Annotated in this window: 20 protein-coding genes and 1 pseudogene; 7 read left to right on the forward strand and 14 right to left on the reverse strand. The window is 72.6% G+C overall.

The features are described from left to right. Positions 1-313 precede the first annotated feature (313 nt). On the forward strand, positions 314-1150 hold the full coding sequence (locus ABZX85_RS28500) for an MHYT domain-containing protein (RefSeq protein WP_355874356.1): 837 nt from the start codon (positions 314-316) through the stop codon (positions 1148-1150). Here ABZX85_RS28500 and ABZX85_RS28505 read toward each other — a convergent pair. Both ABZX85_RS28505 and ABZX85_RS28510 read right to left on the reverse strand, forming a co-directional pair. Then, complete coding sequence (locus ABZX85_RS28505; RefSeq protein WP_355874359.1) at positions 1101-2456, reverse strand: LLM class flavin-dependent oxidoreductase; 1356 nt, start codon at positions 2454-2456, stop codon at positions 1101-1103. The two genes, ABZX85_RS28500 and ABZX85_RS28505, sit on opposite strands and share 50 nt — an antisense overlap. 214 nt (positions 2457-2670) lie before the next feature. Next, positions 2671-3687 carry an LLM class flavin-dependent oxidoreductase gene (locus ABZX85_RS28510; protein ID WP_355874362.1) on the reverse strand — a complete coding sequence of 339 codons (1017 nt, stop codon included), beginning with the start codon at positions 3685-3687 and terminating at the stop codon, positions 2671-2673. Positions 3688-3955: 268 nt separating this feature from the next. On the opposite strand from ABZX85_RS28510, the pseudogene ABZX85_RS28515 reads away from it, so the two are divergent. Together ABZX85_RS28515 and ABZX85_RS28520 are read left to right on the forward strand one after the other, a co-directional pair. Then, positions 3956-4428 (forward strand): annotated as a pseudogene (locus ABZX85_RS28515) (dipeptidase); the annotation flags it as partial. Between the two features lie 64 nt (positions 4429-4492). Continuing rightward, positions 4493-5287, forward strand: a complete 795-nt coding sequence (locus ABZX85_RS28520) for a DUF1684 domain-containing protein (protein WP_355874365.1) — start codon at positions 4493-4495, stop codon at positions 5285-5287. Here ABZX85_RS28520 and ABZX85_RS28525 read toward each other — a convergent pair. The 7 genes from ABZX85_RS28525 to ABZX85_RS28555 form a co-directional block, all read right to left on the reverse strand. Further along, positions 5272-6675 (reverse strand): LLM class flavin-dependent oxidoreductase, encoded by a 1404-nt coding sequence (locus tag ABZX85_RS28525; protein WP_355874368.1) that lies wholly within the window; start codon positions 6673-6675, stop codon positions 5272-5274. The genes ABZX85_RS28520 and ABZX85_RS28525 overlap by 16 nt on opposite strands. Beyond that, entirely contained in the window at positions 6672-7475 is an 804-nt protein-coding gene (locus tag ABZX85_RS28530; RefSeq protein ID WP_355874371.1) for a carbohydrate ABC transporter permease, read from the reverse strand. The genes ABZX85_RS28525 and ABZX85_RS28530 overlap by 4 nt, the downstream gene beginning before the upstream one ends. Continuing rightward, entirely contained in the window at positions 7472-8407 is a 936-nt protein-coding gene (locus tag ABZX85_RS28535) for a sugar ABC transporter permease (protein WP_355874373.1), read from the reverse strand. Before ABZX85_RS28535 ends, ABZX85_RS28530 begins: the two co-directional genes overlap by 4 nt. Further along, a complete protein-coding gene (locus tag ABZX85_RS28540; protein ID WP_355874376.1) occupies positions 8404-9723 on the reverse strand; it encodes a sugar ABC transporter substrate-binding protein in 1320 nt (439 codons plus the stop codon). Before ABZX85_RS28540 ends, ABZX85_RS28535 begins: the two co-directional genes overlap by 4 nt. 12 nt (positions 9724-9735) lie before the next feature. Next, the gene (locus ABZX85_RS28545) at positions 9736-10893 is read right to left on the reverse strand and encodes an acyl-CoA dehydrogenase family protein (RefSeq protein WP_355874379.1); all 1158 of its coding nucleotides are present in this window, start codon (positions 10891-10893) and stop codon (positions 9736-9738) included. A 34-nt stretch (positions 10894-10927) separates the two neighbouring features. Beyond that, positions 10928-12118, reverse strand: a complete 1191-nt coding sequence (locus tag ABZX85_RS28550) for an SfnB family sulfur acquisition oxidoreductase (protein ID WP_355874382.1) — start codon at positions 12116-12118, stop codon at positions 10928-10930. A gap of 119 nt (positions 12119-12237) precedes the next feature. Beyond that, on the reverse strand, positions 12238-12321 hold the full coding sequence (locus ABZX85_RS28555) for a putative leader peptide (RefSeq protein WP_355874732.1): 84 nt from the start codon (positions 12319-12321) through the stop codon (positions 12238-12240). 178 nt (positions 12322-12499) lie between these two features. Between ABZX85_RS28555 and ABZX85_RS28560 the strand changes: the two genes are divergently transcribed. Both ABZX85_RS28560 and ABZX85_RS28565 read left to right on the forward strand, forming a co-directional pair. Then, a complete protein-coding gene (locus ABZX85_RS28560; protein ID WP_355874385.1) occupies positions 12500-14005 on the forward strand; it encodes a metallophosphoesterase in 1506 nt (501 codons plus the stop codon). Between the two features lie 51 nt (positions 14006-14056). Further along, positions 14057-15082: an LLM class flavin-dependent oxidoreductase gene (locus ABZX85_RS28565; RefSeq protein ID WP_355874387.1), complete on the forward strand. Its 1026-nt coding sequence runs from the start codon at positions 14057-14059 to the stop codon at positions 15080-15082. A gap of 49 nt (positions 15083-15131) precedes the next feature. On the opposite strand, the gene ABZX85_RS28570 is transcribed toward ABZX85_RS28565, so the two are convergent. Beyond that, positions 15132-16058 carry a TauD/TfdA family dioxygenase gene (locus tag ABZX85_RS28570; RefSeq protein WP_355874390.1) on the reverse strand — a complete coding sequence of 309 codons (927 nt, stop codon included), beginning with the start codon at positions 16056-16058 and terminating at the stop codon, positions 15132-15134. Positions 16059-16164: 106 nt separating this feature from the next. Here ABZX85_RS28570 and ABZX85_RS28575 point away from each other — a divergent pair, with 106 nt between their 5' ends. Next, complete coding sequence (locus ABZX85_RS28575) at positions 16165-16584, forward strand: cupin domain-containing protein (RefSeq protein WP_355874393.1); 420 nt, start codon at positions 16165-16167, stop codon at positions 16582-16584. 6 nt (positions 16585-16590) lie between these two features. Here the strand turns inward: ABZX85_RS28575 and ABZX85_RS28580 are convergent, their stop codons facing one another. Genes ABZX85_RS28580 through ABZX85_RS28590 form a run of 3 tightly spaced genes read right to left on the reverse strand, consistent with a single transcriptional unit; the run spans position 16591 to position 20195 of the window. Then, positions 16591-18900: a SpoIIE family protein phosphatase gene (locus ABZX85_RS28580; RefSeq protein WP_355874396.1), complete on the reverse strand. Its 2310-nt coding sequence runs from the start codon at positions 18898-18900 to the stop codon at positions 16591-16593. 32 nt (positions 18901-18932) lie between these two features. Next, a complete protein-coding gene (locus ABZX85_RS28585) occupies positions 18933-19397 on the reverse strand; it encodes a peroxiredoxin (RefSeq protein WP_355874399.1) in 465 nt (154 codons plus the stop codon). Between the two features lie 36 nt (positions 19398-19433). Further along, entirely contained in the window at positions 19434-20195 is a 762-nt protein-coding gene (locus ABZX85_RS28590) for a helix-turn-helix transcriptional regulator (protein WP_355874735.1), read from the reverse strand. Between the two features lie 81 nt (positions 20196-20276). Between ABZX85_RS28590 and ABZX85_RS28595 the strand changes: the two genes are divergently transcribed. After that, a complete protein-coding gene (locus tag ABZX85_RS28595; RefSeq protein WP_355874402.1) occupies positions 20277-21413 on the forward strand; it encodes an MFS transporter in 1137 nt (378 codons plus the stop codon). On the opposite strand, the gene ABZX85_RS28600 is transcribed toward ABZX85_RS28595, so the two are convergent. Beyond that, positions 21374-21874: a MarR family transcriptional regulator gene (locus tag ABZX85_RS28600; protein WP_355874405.1), complete on the reverse strand. Its 501-nt coding sequence runs from the start codon at positions 21872-21874 to the stop codon at positions 21374-21376. The two genes, ABZX85_RS28595 and ABZX85_RS28600, sit on opposite strands and share 40 nt — an antisense overlap. Positions 21875-22164: the final 290 nt, after the last annotated feature.

Raw genomic sequence — 22164 nt, forward strand, 5'->3', positions numbered from 1 at the left:
GGGCAGAACCGTTCCCGTGGGGGGATGGCAGGGAGGATGACACCATTGACGCGGTCATGTCATCAAGGCAGGGGTGGTTCGAGGGTTTCCCCTCGGTGCGGCAATTGCATTGAACTTTCAAGAATTGGCCGCCGATTGCCGAATGAATATGCCAATCCAAATACGGCGGGCCGAAATTGGCGCATCTGTGCCGGGAGTTGCGTATCAGTATTCGGAAGTTGCTCGCCTACCGGTCGGTTCAACTTGCATTCACAGTCCCTCTACACGTAAACCTTCGAACACACACAGCCTTTGCTCTGGGGGGAGTTGGCCTATGGAAGGCACGGTCGACGGGTTCCGCTACGGAGCGGTGACACCGGTCGCGGCCTATGTGATGGCCTGTCTGGGGAGCGCGCTCGGATTGCGCTGCATTGTCCGCACCCTGCTCAACACGCAGTCCTGGAAAGCGGGCTGGCTCGCGCTCGGCGCGACGTCGATCGGGTGCGGGATCTGGACGATGCACTTCATCGCGATGATCGGGTTCCGGGTCGTGGAGACCCGGGTCGGCTACCACGTCGGGCTGACCGTCCTGAGCCTCGTCGTCGCCGTCGTCGTGGTGGGGATCGGCGTCTTCATCGTCGGCTACCGGGGGGCGAGCGGGCGCACGCTGCTGTTCGCGGGGGTCGTCACGGGGCTCGGGGTGGCCGCGATGCACTACCTCGGCATGGCGGCGATGCACCTCAACGGCCGGATCGACTACGACCCTTCGGTGGTCGCCCTGTCCGTCCTGATCGCGATCGGCGCCGCGACCGCCGCCCTGTGGGCGGCGGTCTCCATCCGCGGTTTCCTCGCCAGCCTCGGCGCGAGCCTGGTGATGGGCGTCGCCGTCTCCGGCATGCACTACACAGGCATGGCGGCGGTCAGCGTCGAGGTGCACGGGACGACGGCGTCGTGGGCCGGCGACTCGCCGACCTCGCTGCTGCTGCCGATGCTGATCGGGCCGGTCATCTTCCTGTTCCTCGCGGGGGTCGTGGTCATGTTCGACCCGCTGCTGGTGCTCGGGGACGGCGACTGGAACCGGCCGGTGGTGAACCGGAAGTCCGCCGCCGTCCCCGAGGCGTTCAGCCGGCCCGCCGCGTGGGACCGGGAGCGGACGAGGAGCGGCGGCTGAGGGGCTCGCGCAGGCCGAGGTGGTCGCGCAGGGTCGTGCCCTCGTAGGCGGTGCGGTAGACGCCGCGTTCCTGGAGTTCGGGGATCAGCAGGTCGACGATGTCGTCGAGGCCGTCCGGGATCAGGTACGGGGTGACGTTGAAGCCGTCGACCGCGCCGTGGCGGACCCAGTGGGCGAACTTGTCGGCGAGGCCGGAGGGGGTGCCGACGTGGCCGCGCTGCGGGCCGAGCGCGATCACCGTCTCCCGCAGCGACCAGCCCTCCGCCTCGGCCTTCTGCCGCCACTCGGCGACCACGGCACGCGGGTCGGCGACGCGGCGGGCGCCGAAGGAGCCGTCGTTGCCGGTGACGGCGGGGTCCTCCTTCGGGAGCGGGCCGTCGGCGTCGCGGCCCGTGAGGTCGAGGTTCCAGAGCTGGCCCGCGATGTTCAACGCGGTCGCCGGGGTGACCTGCTGGAGCCTGATCCAGCGCTTCTTCTCCAGCGCCTCCTCCTCGGTGGCGCCGATGATGATCTCCGTGCCGGGAAGTATTCGCAGGTCGTCCTCGGGCCGGCCGAACGCGCGCAGCCTGCGCCTGACGTCCTGCGCGAACGTCAGCGCGTCGTCGAAGTCGTTGCCGTGCGCGGAGAAGATGACGTCCGCATTGCGCGCCGCGAAGTCCCGCCCCTCACCGGAGTCGCCGGCCTGGAAGATCACCGGGTGTCCCTGGGCGCTGCGCGGCAGGGTCGGCGTGAAGTCGACGTCGAACTGCGGGCCCCGGTGCACGACCCGGCCCGGTGTCTCCCCCTCCCACGCGTCCCAGATCTCCCGCGCCAGCGTGAGGAACTCCTCCGCCCTGCGGTACCGGTCGGCGTGGTCCAGGTAGCCGCCCCGCCGGAAGTTGGCGCCGGTCCACGCGTTGTCGGTGGTGACGACGTTCCAGCCGGCCCGCCCCTCGGACAGCAGGTCCAGTCCGGAGAGCCTGCGCGCGAGGTCGGCCGGCTCGTTGAACGTCGTGTTCGACGTCGACACCAGGCCGATCCGCTCGGTCACGGCGGCCAGCGCGGCGAGCTGCGTGATGGCGTCCGGCCGGCCGGCGACGTCCAGGTCGTGGATCAGCCCGTCCACCTCCCGCAGCCTCAGCCCCTCCCCCAGGAAGAACGCGTCGAACAGCCCCCGTTCCGCCGTCCGCGCCACCTTGGTGAAGTTCGCGGGATCGATCTGCGACCCGCTCTGCGGGTCCGACCAGATCGTCCAGTGGTTGACGCCCTGGAAGAAGACCCCGAAGTGCAGCTGGGCGTCCGGGAAGGGGGTGTCGGTGCGGGTCATCGGGGGTCCTTACCGGCGGCGGGGCGGGTGAGCGGGGTGGAGGGGGTGAGCGCCGGGGCGTCGTGGCCGGCGGGGGCCGCCGGGGGCGGGCTCGCGGCGGGACGGCCGGGCGCGGCGGGGGCTGAGCCGTCGGGCCTCGGACCGGCGCTCCCGGCTGGGCGAGGCCGGGCCCCGGCGGGTGGCGGGGTGGTGCGCCCCGCGTCGCGACGGGGGCTCATCGGCCCGGCGCCTCGGCCGCGTCCGCGTGGCGGTTGGCCGGTCTGGGCAGGCCCAGGTTCGTGCGGAGTGTCGCCGCCGGGAGGGGGCGGGTGGCGGTGCGGGTGGTGAAGAGGGCGGGGAGGACGTGGCGGGAGAGGGGGAGGAGGTCGGTGTCGAGGGAGAGGGGGTGCAGGCGGACGCCGTCCACGGTTCCCTTCAGGTCCTCCAGGAGGCGGACCAGGCCGGACGCCGATCCGACGTGGCGCAGGCGGCCCGTCTCCTGCCAGTCCGACGCGCGCTGGTCCGCCGTCGAGTCCTCCGTGTCCAGGGCGACTTCGAGTTCCGCGAAGACCAGCGGGGTGCGGGTGCGGACGGCGCTCTCGCGGACCGACGTGACGTCGCGGCCGGCGACGAGGGCGACGTCCAGCCCGTCGGCGGGGACGCGGTGCGGGTAGCCCAGCACCACCACCTGGCCCTGCGGCGGGCGGGGGACGATCGCCGGGCCCTTCACCGTGTAGGTGTCGCCGGTGAAGTCGATGTAGTGGAGGCGTTCACGGTCCAGGTAGCGGCTCGTGGCGACGGAGCGGATGACGGCGTCGTCCTCCCAGGAGTCCCACAGGGCGCGCGCCACCTCGACGCCGTCGCGGGACTCACGGCTCAGCGTAGCCTCCCCCTGCACGGCCGGGCGCCCCCAGACGCGGGCCGCCTCGGGCCGCGCCTCCTCCGAGACGACCCATCCGGCACGGCCCAGCGAGATGTGGTCCAGGGACGCCAGCTGGCTGGAGACGTGGAAGGGTTCGGCGTAGGTCACGGGGACGACCGGTGCGATCCCGACGGTCGTGGTGGACGCGGCGACGAACGCCGCCCGCTCCACCGCCCCGATCCGGCCGGGGACCAGCGTCGAGTCGTCGAGCGTGATCAGCGTGAACCCGGCGTTCTCCGCCGAGACGGCGGCACGGGCGAGGCGCTGAGGGCTGGGGGAACCGCCGGGACCGTCGATCTCGACGGCAAGACGCAGGGCGGGCGAGGACATGCGGGATTCCTTCCGGGAACACGGCGAAAACCACCGGCCACGACGGGACCGGCGACGAGTTTCAGACGCGCGCGGAAGGACAGACGGCGGAGGCGGTACGGCAGTAGTCCACATGCCGCCGGACCACCAGCCACGCCCCCGCCCCGGCACCACAAGGCGCCGAACTCGGTACACGCATGGGGCCCTCCACCATCCAGAACAACTCCCCTCAACCTACGTCCCCCGTCCCGGAGCATGTCAAGACCGTCCCCCTGGGCATGCTCGCCCCATGCCCGAGATCATCCTCATGTCGGACCCGAAGGTCGCCGCGATCCCCGTCGTGGACCGTGCCGAGCCCCTGATCGACGTGCGCGGCACGCTCCGCACCGACCCCCGCCGCCAGGACGCCGCCGGCGCCTACGCCCGCCTCCGCGAGGGCGTCCTCACCCGCCTCGTCACCGCCGAGACCCTCCTCCCGGACGGCCTGCGCCTGCTCTTCATCGAGGGCCACCGCCCGCCCGCGCTCCAGCGCGCCTACTTCGAGGGGTACTCCGCCGAACTCCGCACGGCCCACCCCGCCTGGCCCGCCGACCGGGTCCGCATGGCGGGGGCGCGGCCGTGGATCTGACGCTCGTCACCGCCGAGGGGGAGGAACCCGACATGGGTACGCGGATCAACGCGAGCCCGGAGGAGAGCGACGGCGCCTGCTACACGGACGCGCCGAACATCGGAGCCGTGGCCCGGGAGAACCGGGAGACCCTCTCCGGGGCCCGGGAATGAGTCGTCGGGTGGGGTGGTTGGCAGGGGAAACGAGCAGGGAGCGCGTATGAGCGGCGGTTTCGTGGCGGAGTGGGAGGAGTGGCACCGGAGGCGGGAGGAGACGCTGACGGGGCCGCACGGTTTTCTCGCGATCACCAGTCTGCGCTGGCTCTCCCCCGAGCCGGAGCGTTTCGAGGACGCGCCGGGCGCGTGGTCCAGCGGCGACGAGGGGGTGGTCGTGGAGCTGGCGGACGGCGAGGAACTTGTCCTCGACGGCACGGTGCTCACCGGCCGGCACTCCTTCGGCTCGATCCCCGAGCGCGCGAGCCTGTACGTCCGTGCCGGGGACACCGTCCTGGAGATCGCCAAGCGCGGCGGCAGCGACCTCCTGCGCCCCCGCCACCCCGACAACCCCCTGCGCGTGAACCACCGCGAGACCCCCGCCTACGCCCCCGACCCGGACTGGGCGGTCCCGGGCCGCTTCGTCCCGTACGACACCCCCCGCGAGGTCACGGTGGGCGCGGCCGTCGAGGGCCTGGAGCACGTGTACGACTCCCCCGGCCAGGTCGAGTTCGAGCTGGCCGGCGCCGTCCACCGCCTGACCGCGTTCAACGGCCCGACGCCGGGCAGCCTGATGGTGCTGTTCACCGACGAGACCTCCGGTGTCACGACGTACGCGGCGAACCGCTCCCTCCAGATCGCCGCCCCGGACGCGCGTGGAGCCGTGACGGTCGACTTCAACCGCGCCGGGAACATGCCGTGCGCGTACACGGACCAAGCGACCTGCCCCCTGCCGCCCCGGGAGAACAGGCTGCCGGTGGCGGTGGAGGCGGGCGAGAAGCTCCCCTACGAGCGGCTCTGACCACCCTCCCGTTCCCGGGCCGCCCGCTCCCGGTGCCGGGCCGCCGGATGCTCGTCGCGCACCCGGCGGACCCCCTCCCCGTACAGGTGCTCGCGCAGCGTGCTCCCCGGCGGTGTCTCCGGCACCCGCCCCCGCGCCCGCAGCTCGGGCACGACCAGCTCGACGAAGTCCTCGAACGTCCCGGGCGTGACGGCGTACGCGAGGTTGAAGCCGTCGACGTCGGCCTCCTCCACCCACCGCTCCAACTCGTCCGCGACGGTCGTAGGGGACCCCACGACGACGGGCCCGATCCCCCCGATCCCGAGGTACCGGGCCACCTGCTCCGGTGTCCAGGTCCGGCTCGGATCGGCGGTCGAGAAGATCGCCAGCGCGGAGCGCACCGCGTCGGTGTCGACGTACTCCAGCGGCTGGTCCGGGGCGAGTTCCGACAGGTCGAGCCCGCTCCAGCCGCCGTACAGGGCGAGCGCGCCCTCGGTGGAGGCGTACGCGATCAGCTCGTCGTGCTTGCGGCGGGCCTCCTCGTCGGTGGGGGCGGTGATCGCCGTCAGCAGGATGTAGATCTTCACGCCGTACGGGTCACGCCCCTCGGCGGCGGCCTTGGCGCGGATGTCGTCGACGACCCTGCGGGTGGCGGCCGGGCTGACCGCGTTGATGAAGACGCCCTCGCCGTGCCGGGCGGCGAAGGCGCGTCCGCGCGGGGAGGCGCCGGCCTGGAAGATGACGGGGGTGCGCTGCGGGGAGGGTTCGGAGAGGAAGACGCCGGGGACGTCGTAGTGGCGGCCCTTGTGGGCGATGTCCCGGATGCGCTCGGGGTCGGTGTAGACGCCGCGCTCGGGGTCGCGGACGACCGCGTCGTCGTCCCAGGAGTACTCCCACAGCTTGTAGCAGACCTCCAGGAACTCCTCGCCGACCTCGTACCGGTCGTCGTGCCCGAGCTGCCCGCCGAGCCCGAGGTTGCGGGCGGCGCTCTCCAGGTAGGAGGTGACGACGTTCCAGGCGACGCGGCCCTTGGTGAGGTGGTCGAGGGTGGTGAGGGTGCGGGCGAGTTTGTAGGGCTGCTCGTAGGTCAGGGAGACGGTCACGCCGAAGCCGAGCCGCTCGGTGACGGCGGCCATCGCGGAGACCGCCGGCAGCGGGTCGGAGAGCGGGACCTGCGCGCCCTGGCGGACGGCGGCGTCGCGGGAGCCCTGGTAGACGTCGTACACGCCGAGGACGTCCGCGAGGAACAGGGAGTCGAAGCCGCCCCGGTCGAGGAGGCGCGCGAGGCCGGTCCAGTACTCCAGGTCGGTGTAGCGGTGGGCCTGGTCGGCGGGGTGGCGCCACAGTCCGGGCGACTGGTGGCCGGCGCAGGCCATGTCGAAGGCGTTGAGGTGGATACGGCGGGTCATTTGACGGCTCCGGAGGTCAGCCCCGCGACCAGGCGGCGCTGGGCCACCACGGCGAGGAGGTAGACGGGGGCGATACCGGCGAGCGAGACGACGGCCTGCTGGCCGAACTCGACGTTCTTGTCGCCCTGGAAGAGGGAGAGGACGACCGGCAGCGTCTGCGAGCCGCTGTCCTGCGCGAAGCTCACCGCGAAGAGGAACTCGTTGTAGCTGAGGAAGAAGCAGATCAGCGCGGCGGCGGCGACCCCGGGCCCGATCAGCGGGAGCACGATCCGCCGCAGCGTCGCCGCGCTCCCCAGCCCGTCCAGCCAGGCCGCCTCCTCCACCTCCTTCGGCACCCTGCGCACGAACCCGTCCAGCAGCCAGATCGCGACCGGCACGTTGGCGAGCCCGTCGACCAGCGCGAGCCCCGTCACAGAGTTGTCGAGGCCGAGACCCCGGAGCAGGAAGAACAGCGGCAGGACGGCGACGACGGGAGGCGCGCAGTAGCTCGACAGGACGAGCGAGGACAGGCGGGCGCCCCGGCGTCCGGCGCGCGCCGTGTAGTAGGCGCCCGGCACCGCGACCAGCAGCGTCAGCACCACCGAACCGGCGGCCACCGTCCAGGAGTTGAGGAGGTAGTGGCCGAGGTCGACGGCGTGGAACGCGTCGGGCCAGTTCCGCCAGAAGAGGCGGCTCGGCAGCAGGCCGCCGTTGAGGACGTCGTCGCGGGAGCGCAGGGACAGCGAGGCGACGTACAGGACGGGGACGCAGAGGAGGGCGGCGGTCAGGGCGAGCAGGGCCGTCGGCGCGTGGCGTCTCATGCGTACTCCTCGTAGCGCTTGCGGCGGAGCGCGACGGTTCCGGCCACGGCCCCGATGAGCAGGGAGAACACGACGGTCGCGGCGGCGGCCGAGCCGACGTCGAACTCCTGGAGGGCGGTGCGCTGGATGTCGAAGGTGCTGGTGGTCGTGGAGAAGCCGGGGCCGCCGGAGGTGACGACGTACACGAGGTCGAACACCTTGAAGCCGATGACGAGTTTGAGGAGCAGGACGCTCAGCAGGGTCGGTTCGATCGCGGGGAGGGTGACCGACCTGAGGGTCCGCCAGGGGCCCGCGCCGTCGAGGGCCGCCGCCTCGGTGAGCTCGTCGGGGACGCCGAGGAGCGCCGCGTGCACGAGGAGCATCACGAACGGCGTCCACTGCCAGGTGTCGATGACGACGAGCGTGAGGAAGGCGGGGACGGCGCTGCCGAGCGGGTTGACGGCGGGCAGACCCACGTCGTGCAGCAGGGAGTTGAGGGCGCCGCCGGTCGGCGCGAGGAGGAGTTTCCAGGCGACGCCGACCATGACGGGCGGGGTGACGAGCGGCAGCAGCAGGAGCGTGCCGAGGAGTCCGGGGCGGCGTCCGCGGGCGCGCAGGAGGAGTGCGAGGGCGGTGCCGGCGAGGAGTTGGAGGAGCGCCGTGAGGACCGCGAACGCCGTGGTGCGCCAGAGGGAGCCGGTGAAGGACTGACTCTCCAGCGCGGTACGGAAGTTGTCGAAGCCGGTCCAGCGCTGGAGGGGGCGGGCGAGGGTGGAGTCCGTGAAGGCGAGGCCGAGGATGTAGAGGAGGGGGTAGGCGGCGAAGACGGCGAGGAAGGCGAGGGTGGGGGCGGCGAGGAGGGCGGGGACCCTCGAACGGGCCGCCGTCGTAGGGGGTTTGCCTGCGGGGGCCTGCTCCGTGCGAGTCCGCTCCGCGAGTGCCGTCGCGCTCATCCCGACGTGCCCTTCTTGAGCTGCTTCTCCCACGCCCGCTGGGCGTTCTGCAACGACGCCTTCGCCGTCTGCCTGCCCTGGAGGCCCAACGCCAGTTCGTCGACGAGGGTTTGCAGGAGCTGCGGGGACTTGGGGACCGTCGGCCAGGGCAGCGGGTCGCCGGCGAGGCCGGTGCGGACCACCTCGTAGGAGTCCGGCGAGTAGGTGCGGAACTTGGGCGAGTCGAGGGTGCTCGTGCGGATCGGGTCGGCGCCCGCGTCGGGCTTGGAGAGGACGAGGAGGTTCTGCTGGGCGAGGGTGGCCCACTTGATGAACGCGGCTGCCGCTTCCTTCTGCTTGGAGGCGGTGGAGACGGCGAGGCCGAATCCGGCGTCTAGGGAGGTGCGCGGTGTGGTGTTGTCGCCGCCGACGGGGAGGGTCGTCACCGCCCACTTGTCGACCACCTTGGACTGCTGGGGGTCCTGGGCGCGTTTCGCGAAGTCGGTCCAGAAGTCGAGCATCGCGCCCTTGCCGTCGAGGAAGGCGGGCAGCGCCTGGTCGAAGCCGATCTGGAGCGGGGTCGGCAGGGCGCTGGGCGCGGCGTCGAAGAGGACCTGCGCGGCGGCGATCGCCTCGGGGGTGTCGAGGGTGGGCAGCCCGTCGGCGTCGAGGAACGAACCCCCGTACCCGGCGAGGCGGTTGGCGAAGGCGCAGCCCAGGATGACCGGTACCTGCTGGGCCTCGATGATCGCCCCGTAGTACTTGCCGCGCGCGTCCTTCGTGATCTTCGCGGAGACCTCGTTGTACTCCTCCCAGGTCTTCGGCGCCTCGACCCGGTGCCGTGCGAACAGCTCGGTGTTGTAGAAGAGGATGTGGGTGTCGCCGTCGTACGGCAGCCCCCAGCGCCTGCCGTCCCAGCGGGTGTACGTGTCGTACAGCGAGGGCAGGAAGTCGGCCTCGTCGATGTCCTTGTGGGCCTTGATGTAGGCGGTGAGGTCCTCGATCACGCCGCCCTGGGCGAGGGTGCCGACGGCCGCGTACCAGTACATGAAGACGTCGAAGCGGCCCGCCCCGGACTGGACGTCGAGGACGGCCTTCGAGGTCAGCTGGTCGTAGGGGATGGGGGTGACGTCGAGTTTCGCGCCGGTCGCCTTCTCGAAGGGTTCGGCGAGGTACTTGAAGGACAGCGCGTTGGGCTGGTTGGCGAGGATCTTGAGCGTGACGCCGTCCAGTTTGGGGGTGGCGCTCGGGTCGAGGGCGGTGGACTCGCCGGAGCCGCAGGCGGCCAGGAGCGGGGTGGTGGCGAGGGCGGTGAGGAGGGTGCGGCGGCTGAGCATGACGGCTCCGGATCAGGTGTACAGGGTGAAGGGGGCGTGCGTGCCGTTGAGGAAGTGGTCGCCGACCTCGCGGAGTTTGTAGGCGACGGGGTCGTGCAGGGTGTGCGTGCGGGCGTTGCGCCAGAACCGGTCGAACCCGAGCTCCGAGGCGGTCGCGCGGGCGCCGGTCACTTCGAGGACCCGCGCGGTGATGTCCAGCGCGGCGTTCGTCGCGGCGACCTTCGCGACGGCCACGGTCGCGGCGATCTCCCCGCGCTCGTGGAGCGTCAGCTCGTGGCCCCGGTCGAGTCCTCGCTGTACGGCGTCGGCGGCCCGGTCCGCGAGGGCGCGGGCGGCGTGTGCGCTGACGGCGAGTTCGCCGTAGGTGGCGAGGACGTACGGGTCCTCGGCGGCGGTGCCGACGCCGGACAGGACCCAGGGCCGGGTGACGGTACGGGTGTAGTCGCGGGCCGCCGCCAGCGCGCCCTCGGCGATGCCGAGGTAGAAGTGGACGAACACGGTCTGGATGGCCGGGGTGACGAGCGTGCCGAAGGGGTCGAGGTCGTCGGAGAGGACCCCGAGGACGTCCTCGGCCCTGATCGGTACGTCGGTGAAGGTGATGCTTCCGCTGGCGGAGAGGCGTTGGCCGAAGTTGTCCCAGTCGTCCGGGCGGTGGACTCCGGGGTGGGCGGGGTCGAGGACGACGACGACCGGGTCGCCGGTGTCGGTGCGGGTCGCGCCGGCGACGATCCGGTCGGCGACGCGGGCGCCGGTCGCGAAGCTCTTGCGGCCGTTCAGGAGGAAGTGGCCGTCGCTCGGGGTGAGGGTGACGTCGGGGTCACGGGGGTTGAAGGCGCCGCCCCAGAACCAGCCGCCGTCCGCCGCCGCGCGCTCCAGTTCCTCGGTCTTCGCGTCGGTGCCGAAGAACCGGGGGTTCCAGGACAACAGGTAGTGGTAGCCGAGGAGTTGGCCGATCGAGCCGTCTCCGGCCGCGATTTCGCGGATCACGGCGTAGGCGGTCCGCCAGTCGGCACCGCCGCCGCCCCGCTCCTTGGGGATCAGGAGGGAGAGGAGGCCGGAGGCGCGGAGCGACTCGACTTCGGGGAACGGGGGTTGGTTGGCCTTGTCCCGGGCGGCGGCGTCCTCGGCGAGCCGGGAGGCGACGGTGCGGGCGGTGGAGATCCAGGGCATGGAGGTGGCTTCTCTCTTGACGATTCGGGGTGTTTCAGACGATCCCGTTTGCCGGGGGTGTCACCCCGTTGAGCGCGTGGTCGCCGAGGTGCTGGATCTTCCAGCGGCGCGGATCGTGCAGGGTGTGGGTGCGGGCGTTCCGCCAGTGCCGGTCGAACCCCAGCTCGCGGCTCGCGCCCCGGGTCCCGATCAGCGCGAGGACGTCGCTGGAGACGGTCACGGCGGCCGTGTCCGCCTGAGCCCGCGCCGCCGCGACCGCGAGGGACGCCTCGGTGGCCGCCTCCGGGTCGGCGGGGTCGCGGCGGGCCGTGTCGATGGCGTCGCCCGCCTTCTCCAACAGCGCCTCGGCGGACCGCACGAGCAGCGCCAGCTCCCCGAACTTCTGCACGACCAGGGGCTCTTCGGACGCCTTCTCGACCCCCGCCTCGCCCCACGGCCGGGCGAGCGTCCGGATCAGCTCCCCGCCCTCCTCCAGCGCCCCGCGCGCGATGCCGGTGTCGACGGCCGCGTGGATGAACTGCCCGTACGCGCCGAACACTTCGGGCCGGTCGAACGTCAAGTGGTGCGGCACGACCCGGTCCTCGGGCACCACGACCCGCTCGAACCGGACCGTCCCGCTGGCGGTGGTCCGCTGCCCGAACCCGTCCCAGTCGTCGACGACGCTCACCCCGGGCGCGTCGGCCGGGACGAACGCGGCGGTGAGCCGGTCGTCCGCGCCGAGCGCGAACACGGGAATCCAGTCGGCGAACAGCGCCCCGGTCGCGTAGTTCTTGACCCCGTCGAGGAGAAACCTGCCTTCGGGGCGTTCGACGAGACGCGTCGCGAATTCCAGGGCGTGCCGGGTGCCCTTCTCGGCGAGGGCGTTCCCGAATCGGGCGCCCGTGAGCAACTGGGCGTAGAAAAAGGCTTGTTGTTCGGAGGTGCCGTTCTCCTTGAGGACCTCGACGAAGAAGAAGTGGTTCTGCGGAAGCTGCCCGATGCTCGCGTCGGCCGCCGACAGCAGCCGGATCACGTCACCGAGGGCGCGTGCCCCGAGGCCCGCTCCCCCGTGCTCGCGGGGCACCGTCACGGCGAGCAGCCCGGAGGCGGACAGCTCGGCCAACTCCGCTTGGGGCAGGCGCCGTTCGGCGTCGCGGTGGGCCGCGTGGAGCCGGAACCGGGCGGCCAGCGCGGCGGCGACGGCGACCGCCTCGGCGGCGTCGGTGAGCACAGGGACGGTGGGCATGGGAAACCCTTCGGTACGAGAAAGGCATGCGAAAGGGAATGCCGCGCACAGGCATGCGGAAAAGAGGGATCAGCGGCGCGCGGCCGGGACGGCCGGGAATTCGGAAAGAACCGGAGGGTCTAGCGGCAGGCGCGACAGAAGGCGCTGCACACACGGGCGAGGTCGACGTGCCGTCGCCGCGTGAGCCCTTCTCGCTTCATCATGGCGCTGATCCAAGCAAAGGCGGCTGATCGGGGTCAACAGATTCCGCAGGTCGTCTCGTATGCCGGGAATCGGTAATTCCGACGCGTTGATAGGGTTCCCCTTGCACCGCGCCCCGGCTCCCGGCCCGGCTTCCGCCCCAACTCCCCGCCAGGCTCTGGCCATTGCTACGGTGCCTCCGTGTCAGCCTCCTCACGCGATACCGCCGCCGGCGCCGGATGGGGCGAGGCCGCCCCGGGTGCCTACCGTCAGCTCATGCCCGAGAAGACCGAGAAGGTCTCCTGGCTGGACCCGCGCACCCTGTGGGCCGCGCGCAACGGCGTGGTGGCGTCCTGGTTCGGGGACCCCACGGGCCGTACGAGAGGCAGGTGGGTCGCGCAGCGGGCGGCGGCCGGGGCACCGGCCGACAAGGTGATCCGGCGCGACGACCCGGACCGGTTCTCGTTCATGGTGATCGGGGACACCGGCGAGGGGGACGACCCGCAGTACGCGGTCGTGCCCGGGTTCCTCAAGGCGAGCCGGGGGACGCGGTTCGCGGTCGTCGCGAGCGACGTCATCTATCCCGTGGGCAGCGCCGACGACTACGGCACCAAGTTCTTCCGCCCGTACGCGGACTATCCGGCGCCGATCTACGCGATACCGGGGAACCACGACTGGTACGAGGATCTCGGCGCGTTCATGCGGGTGTTCTGCGGGGACGCGCCGCCGCTGCCCGCCGAGCCGAAGCCGCGCGCGCTCACGAAGGCGTGGCTGCGGTCGCTGCTGTGGCACCGGGGGCGGCCGGGCGACGGTGAACGGCTGGACGCGGTGCGGGAGTTGCGGCGGGAGCAGGCGGTGCAGCCGGGGCCGTACTGGGCGATCGACGCCGGGCCGGTGCGGATCGTGGGGATAGACACGGGGCTGCTCGGGACGCTGGACGCGGAGCAGGGGGCGTGGCTGCGGAAGGTGTCGCGGGGGCCGCTGCCGAAGATCCTGATCACCGGGTCGCCGCTGTACGTGGACGGGGAGCACCACCCCTGTGCCATCGAGGGCGGGGGAACGGTCGACGAGATCGTGCGGGCGCCGGAGCACCGGTACGTCGCGGCGATCGGCGGGGACATCCACAACTACCAGCGCTATCCGGTGCGGTGCGAGGACGGGCGGACGCTCCACTACGTCGTGTCGGGCGGCGGGGGCGCGTTCATGCACGCCACGCACACGATCCCGAGGGTGTCGATCGCGGGGGTCGGTGAGGCGGACTTCCGGTGCTATCCGCTGCGGGGCGACTCGCTCGCGTTCTACGCGGGGCTGTACGGGCGGCGGCTGCGACTGCGGCGGTTGTTCCGGCTGAGCGAGGAGGAGGCGCTGGCGGTGATCGCGGAGCGGCTGGGGATCGAGCCGAGGCGGGCGCCCGGGGCCGAGGTGCGGCTCACCCGGCGGATCAGGCTGGTCGCCGCGCTGCTCGGGGTCGCGCCGAAGCCGGAGCGCCGCAAGCGGTTCAGGCTGCCCGTGCGGAAGATCTACACGCAGCTCTTCTCGCCGAGTTCGGCGACGTACAGTCCGCCGTTCTTCAAGAGCTTCCTGCGGCTGGACGTCACGCCCGAGTCGGTGCGCATCAGGTGCTTCGCCGCGACGGGGAACCTGGCGCAGGAGGTCGATCCGCCGGTCGAGGACGAGGTGATCATCCCGCTGAACCGGAATGCGTGAGGCGTGGCGGGGGTTGGCAGGGTCGTACGCACCGTGACCGTTGGAGAGCCCATGCCGTCCACCCCCCGCCCCCTGCGCAAGCTCGGCTTTCTCACCATCGGCCTGTTCGACGGGGACGATCCCCGCGCGGGCCACGAATCCACCCTGGAGATCATCGAGCTGGGTGAGCGGCTCGGCTTCGACAGCGCGTGGCTGCGCCACCGGCATCTCCAGTACGGCATCTCGTCCCCGGTGGCGGTCCTCGCCGCCGCGACGCAGCGCACGAGCCGTATCCATCTCGGTACGGCCGTGACGCCGCTCGGCTGGGAGAACCCGCTGCGGCTCGCCGAGGACTGGGCGACCGTCGACCTGCTGTCCGGCGGGCGGCTGAACCCGGGGGTGAGCGTGGGGCCGCCGATGCAGTGGGACCAGGTCAAGGGGGCGCTCTATCCGGACACGGCGGACGCCGAGGACTTCTCGTACGAGCGGGTGCGCAGGCTGCTCGACTTCGTGCGGGGCAAGTCCGCGAGCGACTTCAGCGGGGTGCAGGGCTTCGAGGTGTTCTCGGACCGGGTCCAGCCGCACTCCCCCGGGCTCGGCAAGCGGATGTGGTACGGCGGCGGCAGCCTCAGCTCCGCCCGCTGGGCCGGGGAGCACGGCATGAACTTCCTGACCAGCAGCGTCGTCAAGGCGGAGGAGTCCGAGGACTTCGCGGAGGTCCAGCTCTCCCACATCCGCGCCTTCCGCGCCGCCCACCCCGACGGCGACGCCGCCCGTGTCTCCCAGGGCCTGGTCGTCATCCCGACGGATTCGGCGACGCCGGCCCAGCGCGCCAAGTACGAGGAGTACGCGGCGAAGCGCCTCCCGCGCACCGCCTCCCCGCAGGGCCCGGCCCGCATGATGTTCGCCCCGGACTACGTGGGCACCTCCGACGAACTCGCCGCCCGCCTGCACGCCCACGCCGCCTACCGCGAGATCGACGAGGTCGCCTTCGCCCTCCCCTTCACCTTCGACCACGAGGACTACGTACAGATCCTCACGGACATGGCGACCAGGCTGGGCCCGGCGCTGGGGTGGACCCCGGGCTCGGCGGACTGACCTGAAGGGGGGGCGGGGCCTGTCGGGAAGGGGCGGCCCACCCGCCCCCTCACCACACCCCCGCCTCCGTCCCCGTGACCGCCGAGGACCCCCGCCCGTCCGCCCCCACCGGCACCTCCCCCGCCAGCATCACCCGATGCATGGTCCGGGGAAACCCGAGGTGGGCGTTGTCACTGGGGGCGAGATGCATGGTGGAGCGGTTGTCCCAGAACGCCACGCTCCCCGGTTCCCAGCGGAAGCGGACCGTGTACTCGGGCCGGACGGCCTGTTCCAGGAGCATGTCCAGCAGGGCCCGGCTCTCCGCGCGGGAGACGTCCTGGATCTGCTCGACGTAGTAGCCGTTGACGTACAGAATCCGCTCCCCGCTCTCGGGGTGGACCCGCACCAGCGGATGCACGGACGCGACCTGGTGGTCCAGCAGATGCCGCAGGTAGGCGTCGTCCCCGGGGCGTGGCTGGTAGCCCACGCCCAGCCGGTGTTCCACGCGCAGCCCGTCCGCGAAGGCCCGGACCGGCGCGGACAGCCCGGCGTACGCGGCGGCGAGGTTGGCCCAGGTCGTGTCGCCCCCGTACGGCGGGACCGTCTCCGCGCGCAGGATCGTCGCGGCGGGCGGGTCGATACGGGCGCCGTGGTCGCAGTGCCAGCCGCGCAGCAGGGTGTGCCGGCGCCGCTGGAGCCACTCGTCGTGGTCCATGCCGAACCTCCCGCCGAGTTCGAGCCGGTCGGCGGTGGTCTCGACCTCGGGGAAGCCGGCCGGGGAGGCGCTCCCGCGCTTGCGGAGGACGACGGGTTCCCCGAACCGCCGGGCGAACTCCACGTGCCCGGTGTGGTCGAGCTTCTGGTCCCGGAAGAACACCACCTTCCAGCGCAGCACCGCCTCCCGTATCGCCCGCACGGCCGCCTCGTCCAGCTCTCCGGCGAGATCGACCCCGTGGATCTCCGCCCCGATGTGTCCCGCGACCGGCTCGACGTCCATGTGCCCTCCAAGATCGGTTCCCGAGGGGTCCCTACCCGGAATACCCCGCTCCCGCCCCTGCCCGTTCGATAGGGTCCGCCCGACGACGCGCCTCAGGAGGCCCCCCATGCGTACGCGTACCGTTCTCGCCGGCACCTTCGCGGCTCTCTTCCTCTCCACCACGGCCGCCCACGCCACTCCCCCGGGTCCCGGGGTGACGGCCGTGCTCCTCGCGCAGCGGACGGTCGGCGACAAGGACTACGTCCTGCGCGAGCTGACGATCCCGCCGGGCCAGGCGACCGGCTGGCACTACCACGACGGCATGGTCTACGGCCTCGTCGAGGAGGGCACCCTGAGCCACTTCGACGCGACGTGCGAGTCCGACGGCGTCTACCAAAAGGGCCAGGTCATCCAGGAGGGCCCGAACTACACGCACATCGGCCGCAACCTGGGCGACACCCCGCTCGTCCTGAAGGCGCTGTACGTGCTGCCGCACGGCGCCCCGTTCTCGCGAGACGCCCCGAACCCGGGCTGCGACTTCGAATAGCCGCCGTCAGAGGGTCTGTTCCGCCCAGATCGTCTTGCCACGGGCCGTCTGCCGGCTCCCCCAGCGCTGCGTCAGCTGGGCGACCAGCAGCAGTCCCCGCCCGCCCTCGTCGAACGCGTGCGCCCGCCGCAGGTGCGGTGAGGTGGAACTCGCGTCGGACACCTCGCAGATGAGGGTGCGGTCGCGGATGAGCCGGAGCTGGATGGGCGGTTCGCCGTAGCGGATCGCGTTGGTGACGAGTTCGCTGACGACGAGTTCGGTGACGAAGGACGCCTCGTCGAGCCCCCAGCGGGCGAGCTGTTCCATGGCGGCCTGCCGGGTCGCGGCGACGTGCGCCGGGTCGGGGACGACGTCCCAGGTGGCGACCCGGTCGGCGCCGAGCGCCCGGGTCCGCGCGAGCAGCAGCGCGACGTCGTCGCCGGGCTCCTCGGGCAGGACGGCCTTGAGGACCGTGTCGCAGAGCGCGTCCAGCGTCGCGGCCGGCGCGGCGAGCGCGCTGCACAGCTCGGCGCTGGCCCGGTCGATGTCCCGGTCGCGCCCCTCGATGAGCCCGTCGGTGTAGAGGGCGACGATCGCGCCCTCGGGGAGGTCCACCTCGGTCGCCTCGAAGGGGTGCCCGCCGACGCCGAGGGGCGGTCCGGGGGTCATCTCGACGAGGCCGACGGTCCCGTCGGGCAGCAGGAGCGCGGGCGGCGGGTGTCCGGCGGCGGCCATGGCGAGGCGGCGCGCGACCGGGTCGTACACGGCGTACAGGCAGGTCGCGCCGAGTTCGGCGGCGTCGGCGGAGCCGTCGTCGTAGGTGGCGAGGTGGGTGACGAGGTCGTCGAGGTGGGTGAGGAGTTCGTCGGGCGGCAGGTCGACGTCGGCGAGGGTGCGCACGGCCGTGCAGAGGCGGCCCATGGTCGCGGAGGAGGGGATGCCGTGGCCGACGACGTCGCCGACGACGAGGGCGACGCGGCTGCCGGAGAGGGGGATGACGTCGAACCAGTCGCCGCCGATGCCGGCCGTCGATCCGGAGGGCAGGTAGCGGTGGGCGACCTCGACGGCGGCCTGTCCGGGCAGGCCGCGCGGCAGGAGGCTGTGCTGGAGGGTGAGCGCGGTGCTGCGTTCGCGGGCGAAGCGGCGGGCGTTGTCGACGCAGACGGCGGCGCGGCTCGCGAGTTCCTCGGCGAAGACGGTGTCGTCGTCCCCGAAGTCGTCGGGGTGGGTCAGCCGGATGGCGACGGCGACCCCGAGGGTGGTGCCGCGTGCCTTGAGGGGGACGGCCATCATCGAGTGCACGCCCTGCCGGTGGGGCTGCCCGGCCGGTGCGCGGGTGTTGCGCTCGGCGACCCAGCGGACGAAGTCGGGCTCCCCGGCCTGGCTGAGCACGGCCCGCCCTTCGCGCAGCGCTCTCGCGGGCGGGCTGTAGGCGGGGTAGGCGTCGGTCTCGCCGAGGTGGACGGCGGCCTCGGGGGTGCCGTCCGTGCCGGAGCCGTGGGCGACGCGGCGCAGGACGATGTGGCTCTCGGGGATGCGCGGGGGTTCGTCGGAGCCGAGGACCCAGTCGAAGAGGTCGACGCTCGCGAAGTCGGCGTACTGCGGGACGAGGAGTCCGACGAGTTCCTCGGCGGTGCGGACGACGTCGAGGGTCGTGCCGATGGAGGCGGCGGCCTCGTTGAGGAGGGCGAGTCTGCGGCGGGCCCAGTACTGCTCGCTGCTGTCGAACGCGGCGAGCGCGACGGCCGTCAGCTCGCCGTCCGGGTCGCGTACGGGCCACATCTCGATGTTCCAGGCGTGCTCGCGGTTCCCGGAGGGTTCGCCGGTGTAGCTCTCGTAGTGCACGGGCCGCCCGGTCCGAGCGACCTCCCTGAGGTGGAAATTGAAGCCCTGGCTGTGCTCGGCGTCCTCGACGGTCTCCGGGAACGGCCGCCCGAGCAGCACGTCCTCGTCGACGCCCATGACCTGGCAGGCGACCCCGTTGAGCCGCAGATACCGCTGCCGGGTGTCGAACACGGACATCGACATGGACGCCTGCTGGAAGGCCAGCTCACCGAGCGAGGGCGGCGGTGGCGGTACGACGGTGACGACGTGCCCGGCGGGTTCGCCGCCCGGGCCGAGGACCGGGCAGGCCGTGAGGGTGACGGTGACGGGCCGGCCGTCCTTGTGCCGCAGGACGACGGGGCCGCCGGCCGGCAGGGCGTCGCCGAGGAGTTCGGCGGCCGGCCTGCCCACCGCCTCCCCCGCCGTACGCCCGGTCAGCTCGCGGGCACCTTCGCTCCAGCCCGTCACGACGCCCCGGGCATCGATGACCGCCGCAGCGACGAGATGCTCCATGTGTCCCAGAATGGGGGCAATGGGGCGTGGGCTCAACCCCGGGCGCGCAGGACTTCCAGCGCCCGGTCCGCGTGCTGGTTCATCCGCAGCTCGCTGCGGACGATCTCCAGGATCTTGCGGTCCTGCCCGATGACGAACGTGACGCGCTTGGTCGCCATGAGCGCGAACCCGCGCTTCACGCCGAACTTCTCGCGCACGGCGCCGTCCTCGTCGGACAGCAGCGGCATCCCCAGCGTGTGCTTGCCGACGAACTCGTTCTGCTTGTCGACGGTGTCGCCGCTGATCCCGACCGGCCGCGCGCCGACGGCCTCGAACTCGGCGGCGAGGTCGCGGAAGTGGCACGCCTCGGCGGTGCAGCCGGGGGTCAGGGCGCCCGGGTAGAAGAAGAGGACGACGGGGCCGTCGGTGAGCAGCTCGGTGAGGCTGCGTACGGTTCCGGTCTCGTCCGGCAGGGCGAAGTCGTCGACGACGTCGCCGGTCTCGGGGGCGCGGCTCATTGCCAGTCCCTCCTTCAAGTGGGGTTGCGCGTGATGCTACTTGACCTCTTCGGACCGTCCGGAGGCGGCCCTTCCGTGCTGTCCCGGGGTGGTGCCGAAGGCTCTGCGGAACACGTCGACGAAGGCGCTCGCGGACGCCCATCCGCAGGCGTGCGCGACGGCCGTGACGGGCTCGCCGTCGGCCAGCATGCGCAGCGCGTGGTAGAGCCGGGACTGGGTGCGCCACTGGGGGAAGGTCATGCCGAGGTCGGTGCGGAAGAGCCGGCTGAGCGTGCGTTCCCCGGTGCCGGTCGCGGTGGCGAGCCGGGCCAGGGTGCGGGGGTCGGCGGGGTCGGCGTGGACGAGGTCGCAGACGGCGGCGAGGCGGGGGTCGGTCGGGGTGGGGAGCAGGTGGGGGTGGTGCGGTGAGGTGCGGAGCCGGTCGCGCAGGACGGCGAGGAGGCGGGCGCGTTCGGGGCCGCCGTCGTCGGGTTCCTCGGCGCAGGCGCGGATGAGTTCGCGCAGCAGGGGGCCGACGGCGAGGGCGGTCGGGGTGGTGAGGCCGAGGGGGTTGTCGTGGGCGGGGAGTCCGACGAGGTGCAGGTCGAGGGTGCCGTAGGCGCGGTGGGCGTGGACGGTGCCGGCGGGAATCCACAGCGCGCGGGTGCCGGGGGCGAACCAAGTGCCGGCGTCGGTGGTGACGGCGAGGACGCCGGAGCCCGCGTGGACGATCTGGTGGTCGTCGTGGCGGTGGGCCTCGATGCGCTCGCCGGGGGCGAGGTGGCGGACGGCGGTCGGCGCTTGGCGGATGTTCGACATCATCAGGCAGATTATCGGAAGCGCGACAGGTGTCGCGGGCGTCAGGCTCGCAGGGTGTCTCCACGTCGAACCGTCACTCTCATGTCCCTGGCCCACGCCTGCGTCGACCTCTACCAGGGCGCCGTGGCCGCCCTGGTGCCGTTCTTCGTGGCCGAGCGCGCCTACGCGTACGCCGCCGCCTCGGGGGTCGTCCTGGCCGCGTCGCTGCTGTCGTCGGTGGCGCAGCCGCTGTTCGGGCTGGTCACCGACCGGTGGGCGCTGCCGTGGCTGCTGCCGGTGAGCACGCTCGCGGCGGCGGCCGGGGTCGCGCTGAGCGGGGTGGGCGGGTCGTACGCGCTGACGCTGGCGGCGTTCGCGGTGTCGGGGGTGGGGGTGGCCGCGTACCACCCGGAGGCGGCGCGGGCCGCGCGTGCGGTGGCGGGTGACGGGCACCGGGCGATGGGGTGGTTCTCGCTCGGCGGGAATGTCGGCTTCGCGCTGGCTCCGCTGCTGGTGGCGGGGGTGGTCGGGCCGTGGGGGCTGGGGGCGACGCCGTGGCTGGCGGTGCCGGGGGTGGTGGGGGCGGTGCTGTGCGCGGCGACGGCGCGGACGCGCGATCGCGTGCCCGTCCGGGCCGGCCGGGACTCCGGGCGCGACGACTGGCCGTCGTTCCTGCGCCTGTCCGGGGCCGTGATCTGCCGGTCGCTGGTCTTCGTCGGCCTCAGCACCTTCGTGGCCCTGTACGTCCGTGAGCGCACGGGCGGGGGCGCGGCGGCGGGGACGGTCGCGCTGTGCGTGCTGTACGCGGGTGGCGCGGTCGGCACGCTGGCGGGGAGCCGGCTCGCCGGGCGGTACGGGCGGCTCGCGGTGGTGCGGGCGTCGTACGGGGTGACGCTGGTCGCGGTGGCGGGGGTGCTGGTGGTGCCGGGGCCCGCGCTGTACGGGTGCGTGGCGCTGGCGTCGGCCGGGCTGTACGTGCCGTTCTCGCTGCACATCACGCTGGGGCAGGACTGTCTGCCGGGGCGGGTGGGGACGGCGAGCGGGGTGACGCTGGGGCTGACGGTGAGCTTCGGGGGGATCGCCGCGCCGGCGCTCGGGGCGCTGGCCGACGCGACGTCCCTGCGGGCCGCTCTGGTGCCGTTGCTGGTGCCGCCCGTGGTGGCGTGGCTGCTGGTCCGCGGGGTGCGGGAGCCGGGGGGTCAGGCGGTGGCGGGCTCGGTGTCCTCCTCGACGGAGTAGCGCAGGAAGTCGTCGACCATGCGGTGGAAGAGCGCCGCGAGCTGCTCCAGCTCCTGGGGCGTCCACTCCTGGAGGGCGAGCTGCATGCCGCGGGTGCTCGCGGCGCGGATGCGCTCGACGGCCCGCTGCCCCTCCTCGGTGAGCTGGATGCGCTGGGCGCGGCCGTCCTGCGGGTCGGGGACGCGGGTGACGTACCCGGACTTCTGGAGCTGCTGGACGGTGCGGGTGACGTGCGACGCCTCGACGCCGAGGCGCTGGGCCAGTTCGCCGGGGCGCAGCGGGTCGGAGTCGGCGACCTGGCGCAGCAGGGCGACGGCGGCGCGGTCGAGGGGGACGCCCGCGACGGACATCAGGCGGTCGTGCTGGCGGGCACGGGTGCTCAGGTAGGTGATGCGGGTGAGCGCCCGCTCGATCTCGATGACCTCGGGGGTGGCCGAGGCGGGGAGCGGTTCGGTCGACATGCGCGCCACTTTACCAGATTGTTGCGTAACTCAAGTAACTTACGGCCTCCGTTTCGTTTTCCGTACTGCGTACGTACGAGACACCGCGCCCGGCAATCATTTGCTTGACTCAAGTAACCCACATATGCTTGCCTAACTCAAGCAACACCGAGCCGGGACCCTCTGAGCGGAGTCGGTCCCGTGCGCCGGACCCGTGGGGACGGGGAACGGCGCATGCTCCGGGCCCGGCGGACGGCGTGTTCCTCCAGCCGCCGCCGGGCCCGGGGACATCCTGTTCCCCTCTGTGGACA

It is taken from the genome of Streptomyces sp. NPDC004539 (assembly GCF_040610055.1).
Taxonomy (GTDB): Bacteria; Actinomycetota; Actinomycetes; order Streptomycetales; family Streptomycetaceae; genus Streptomyces.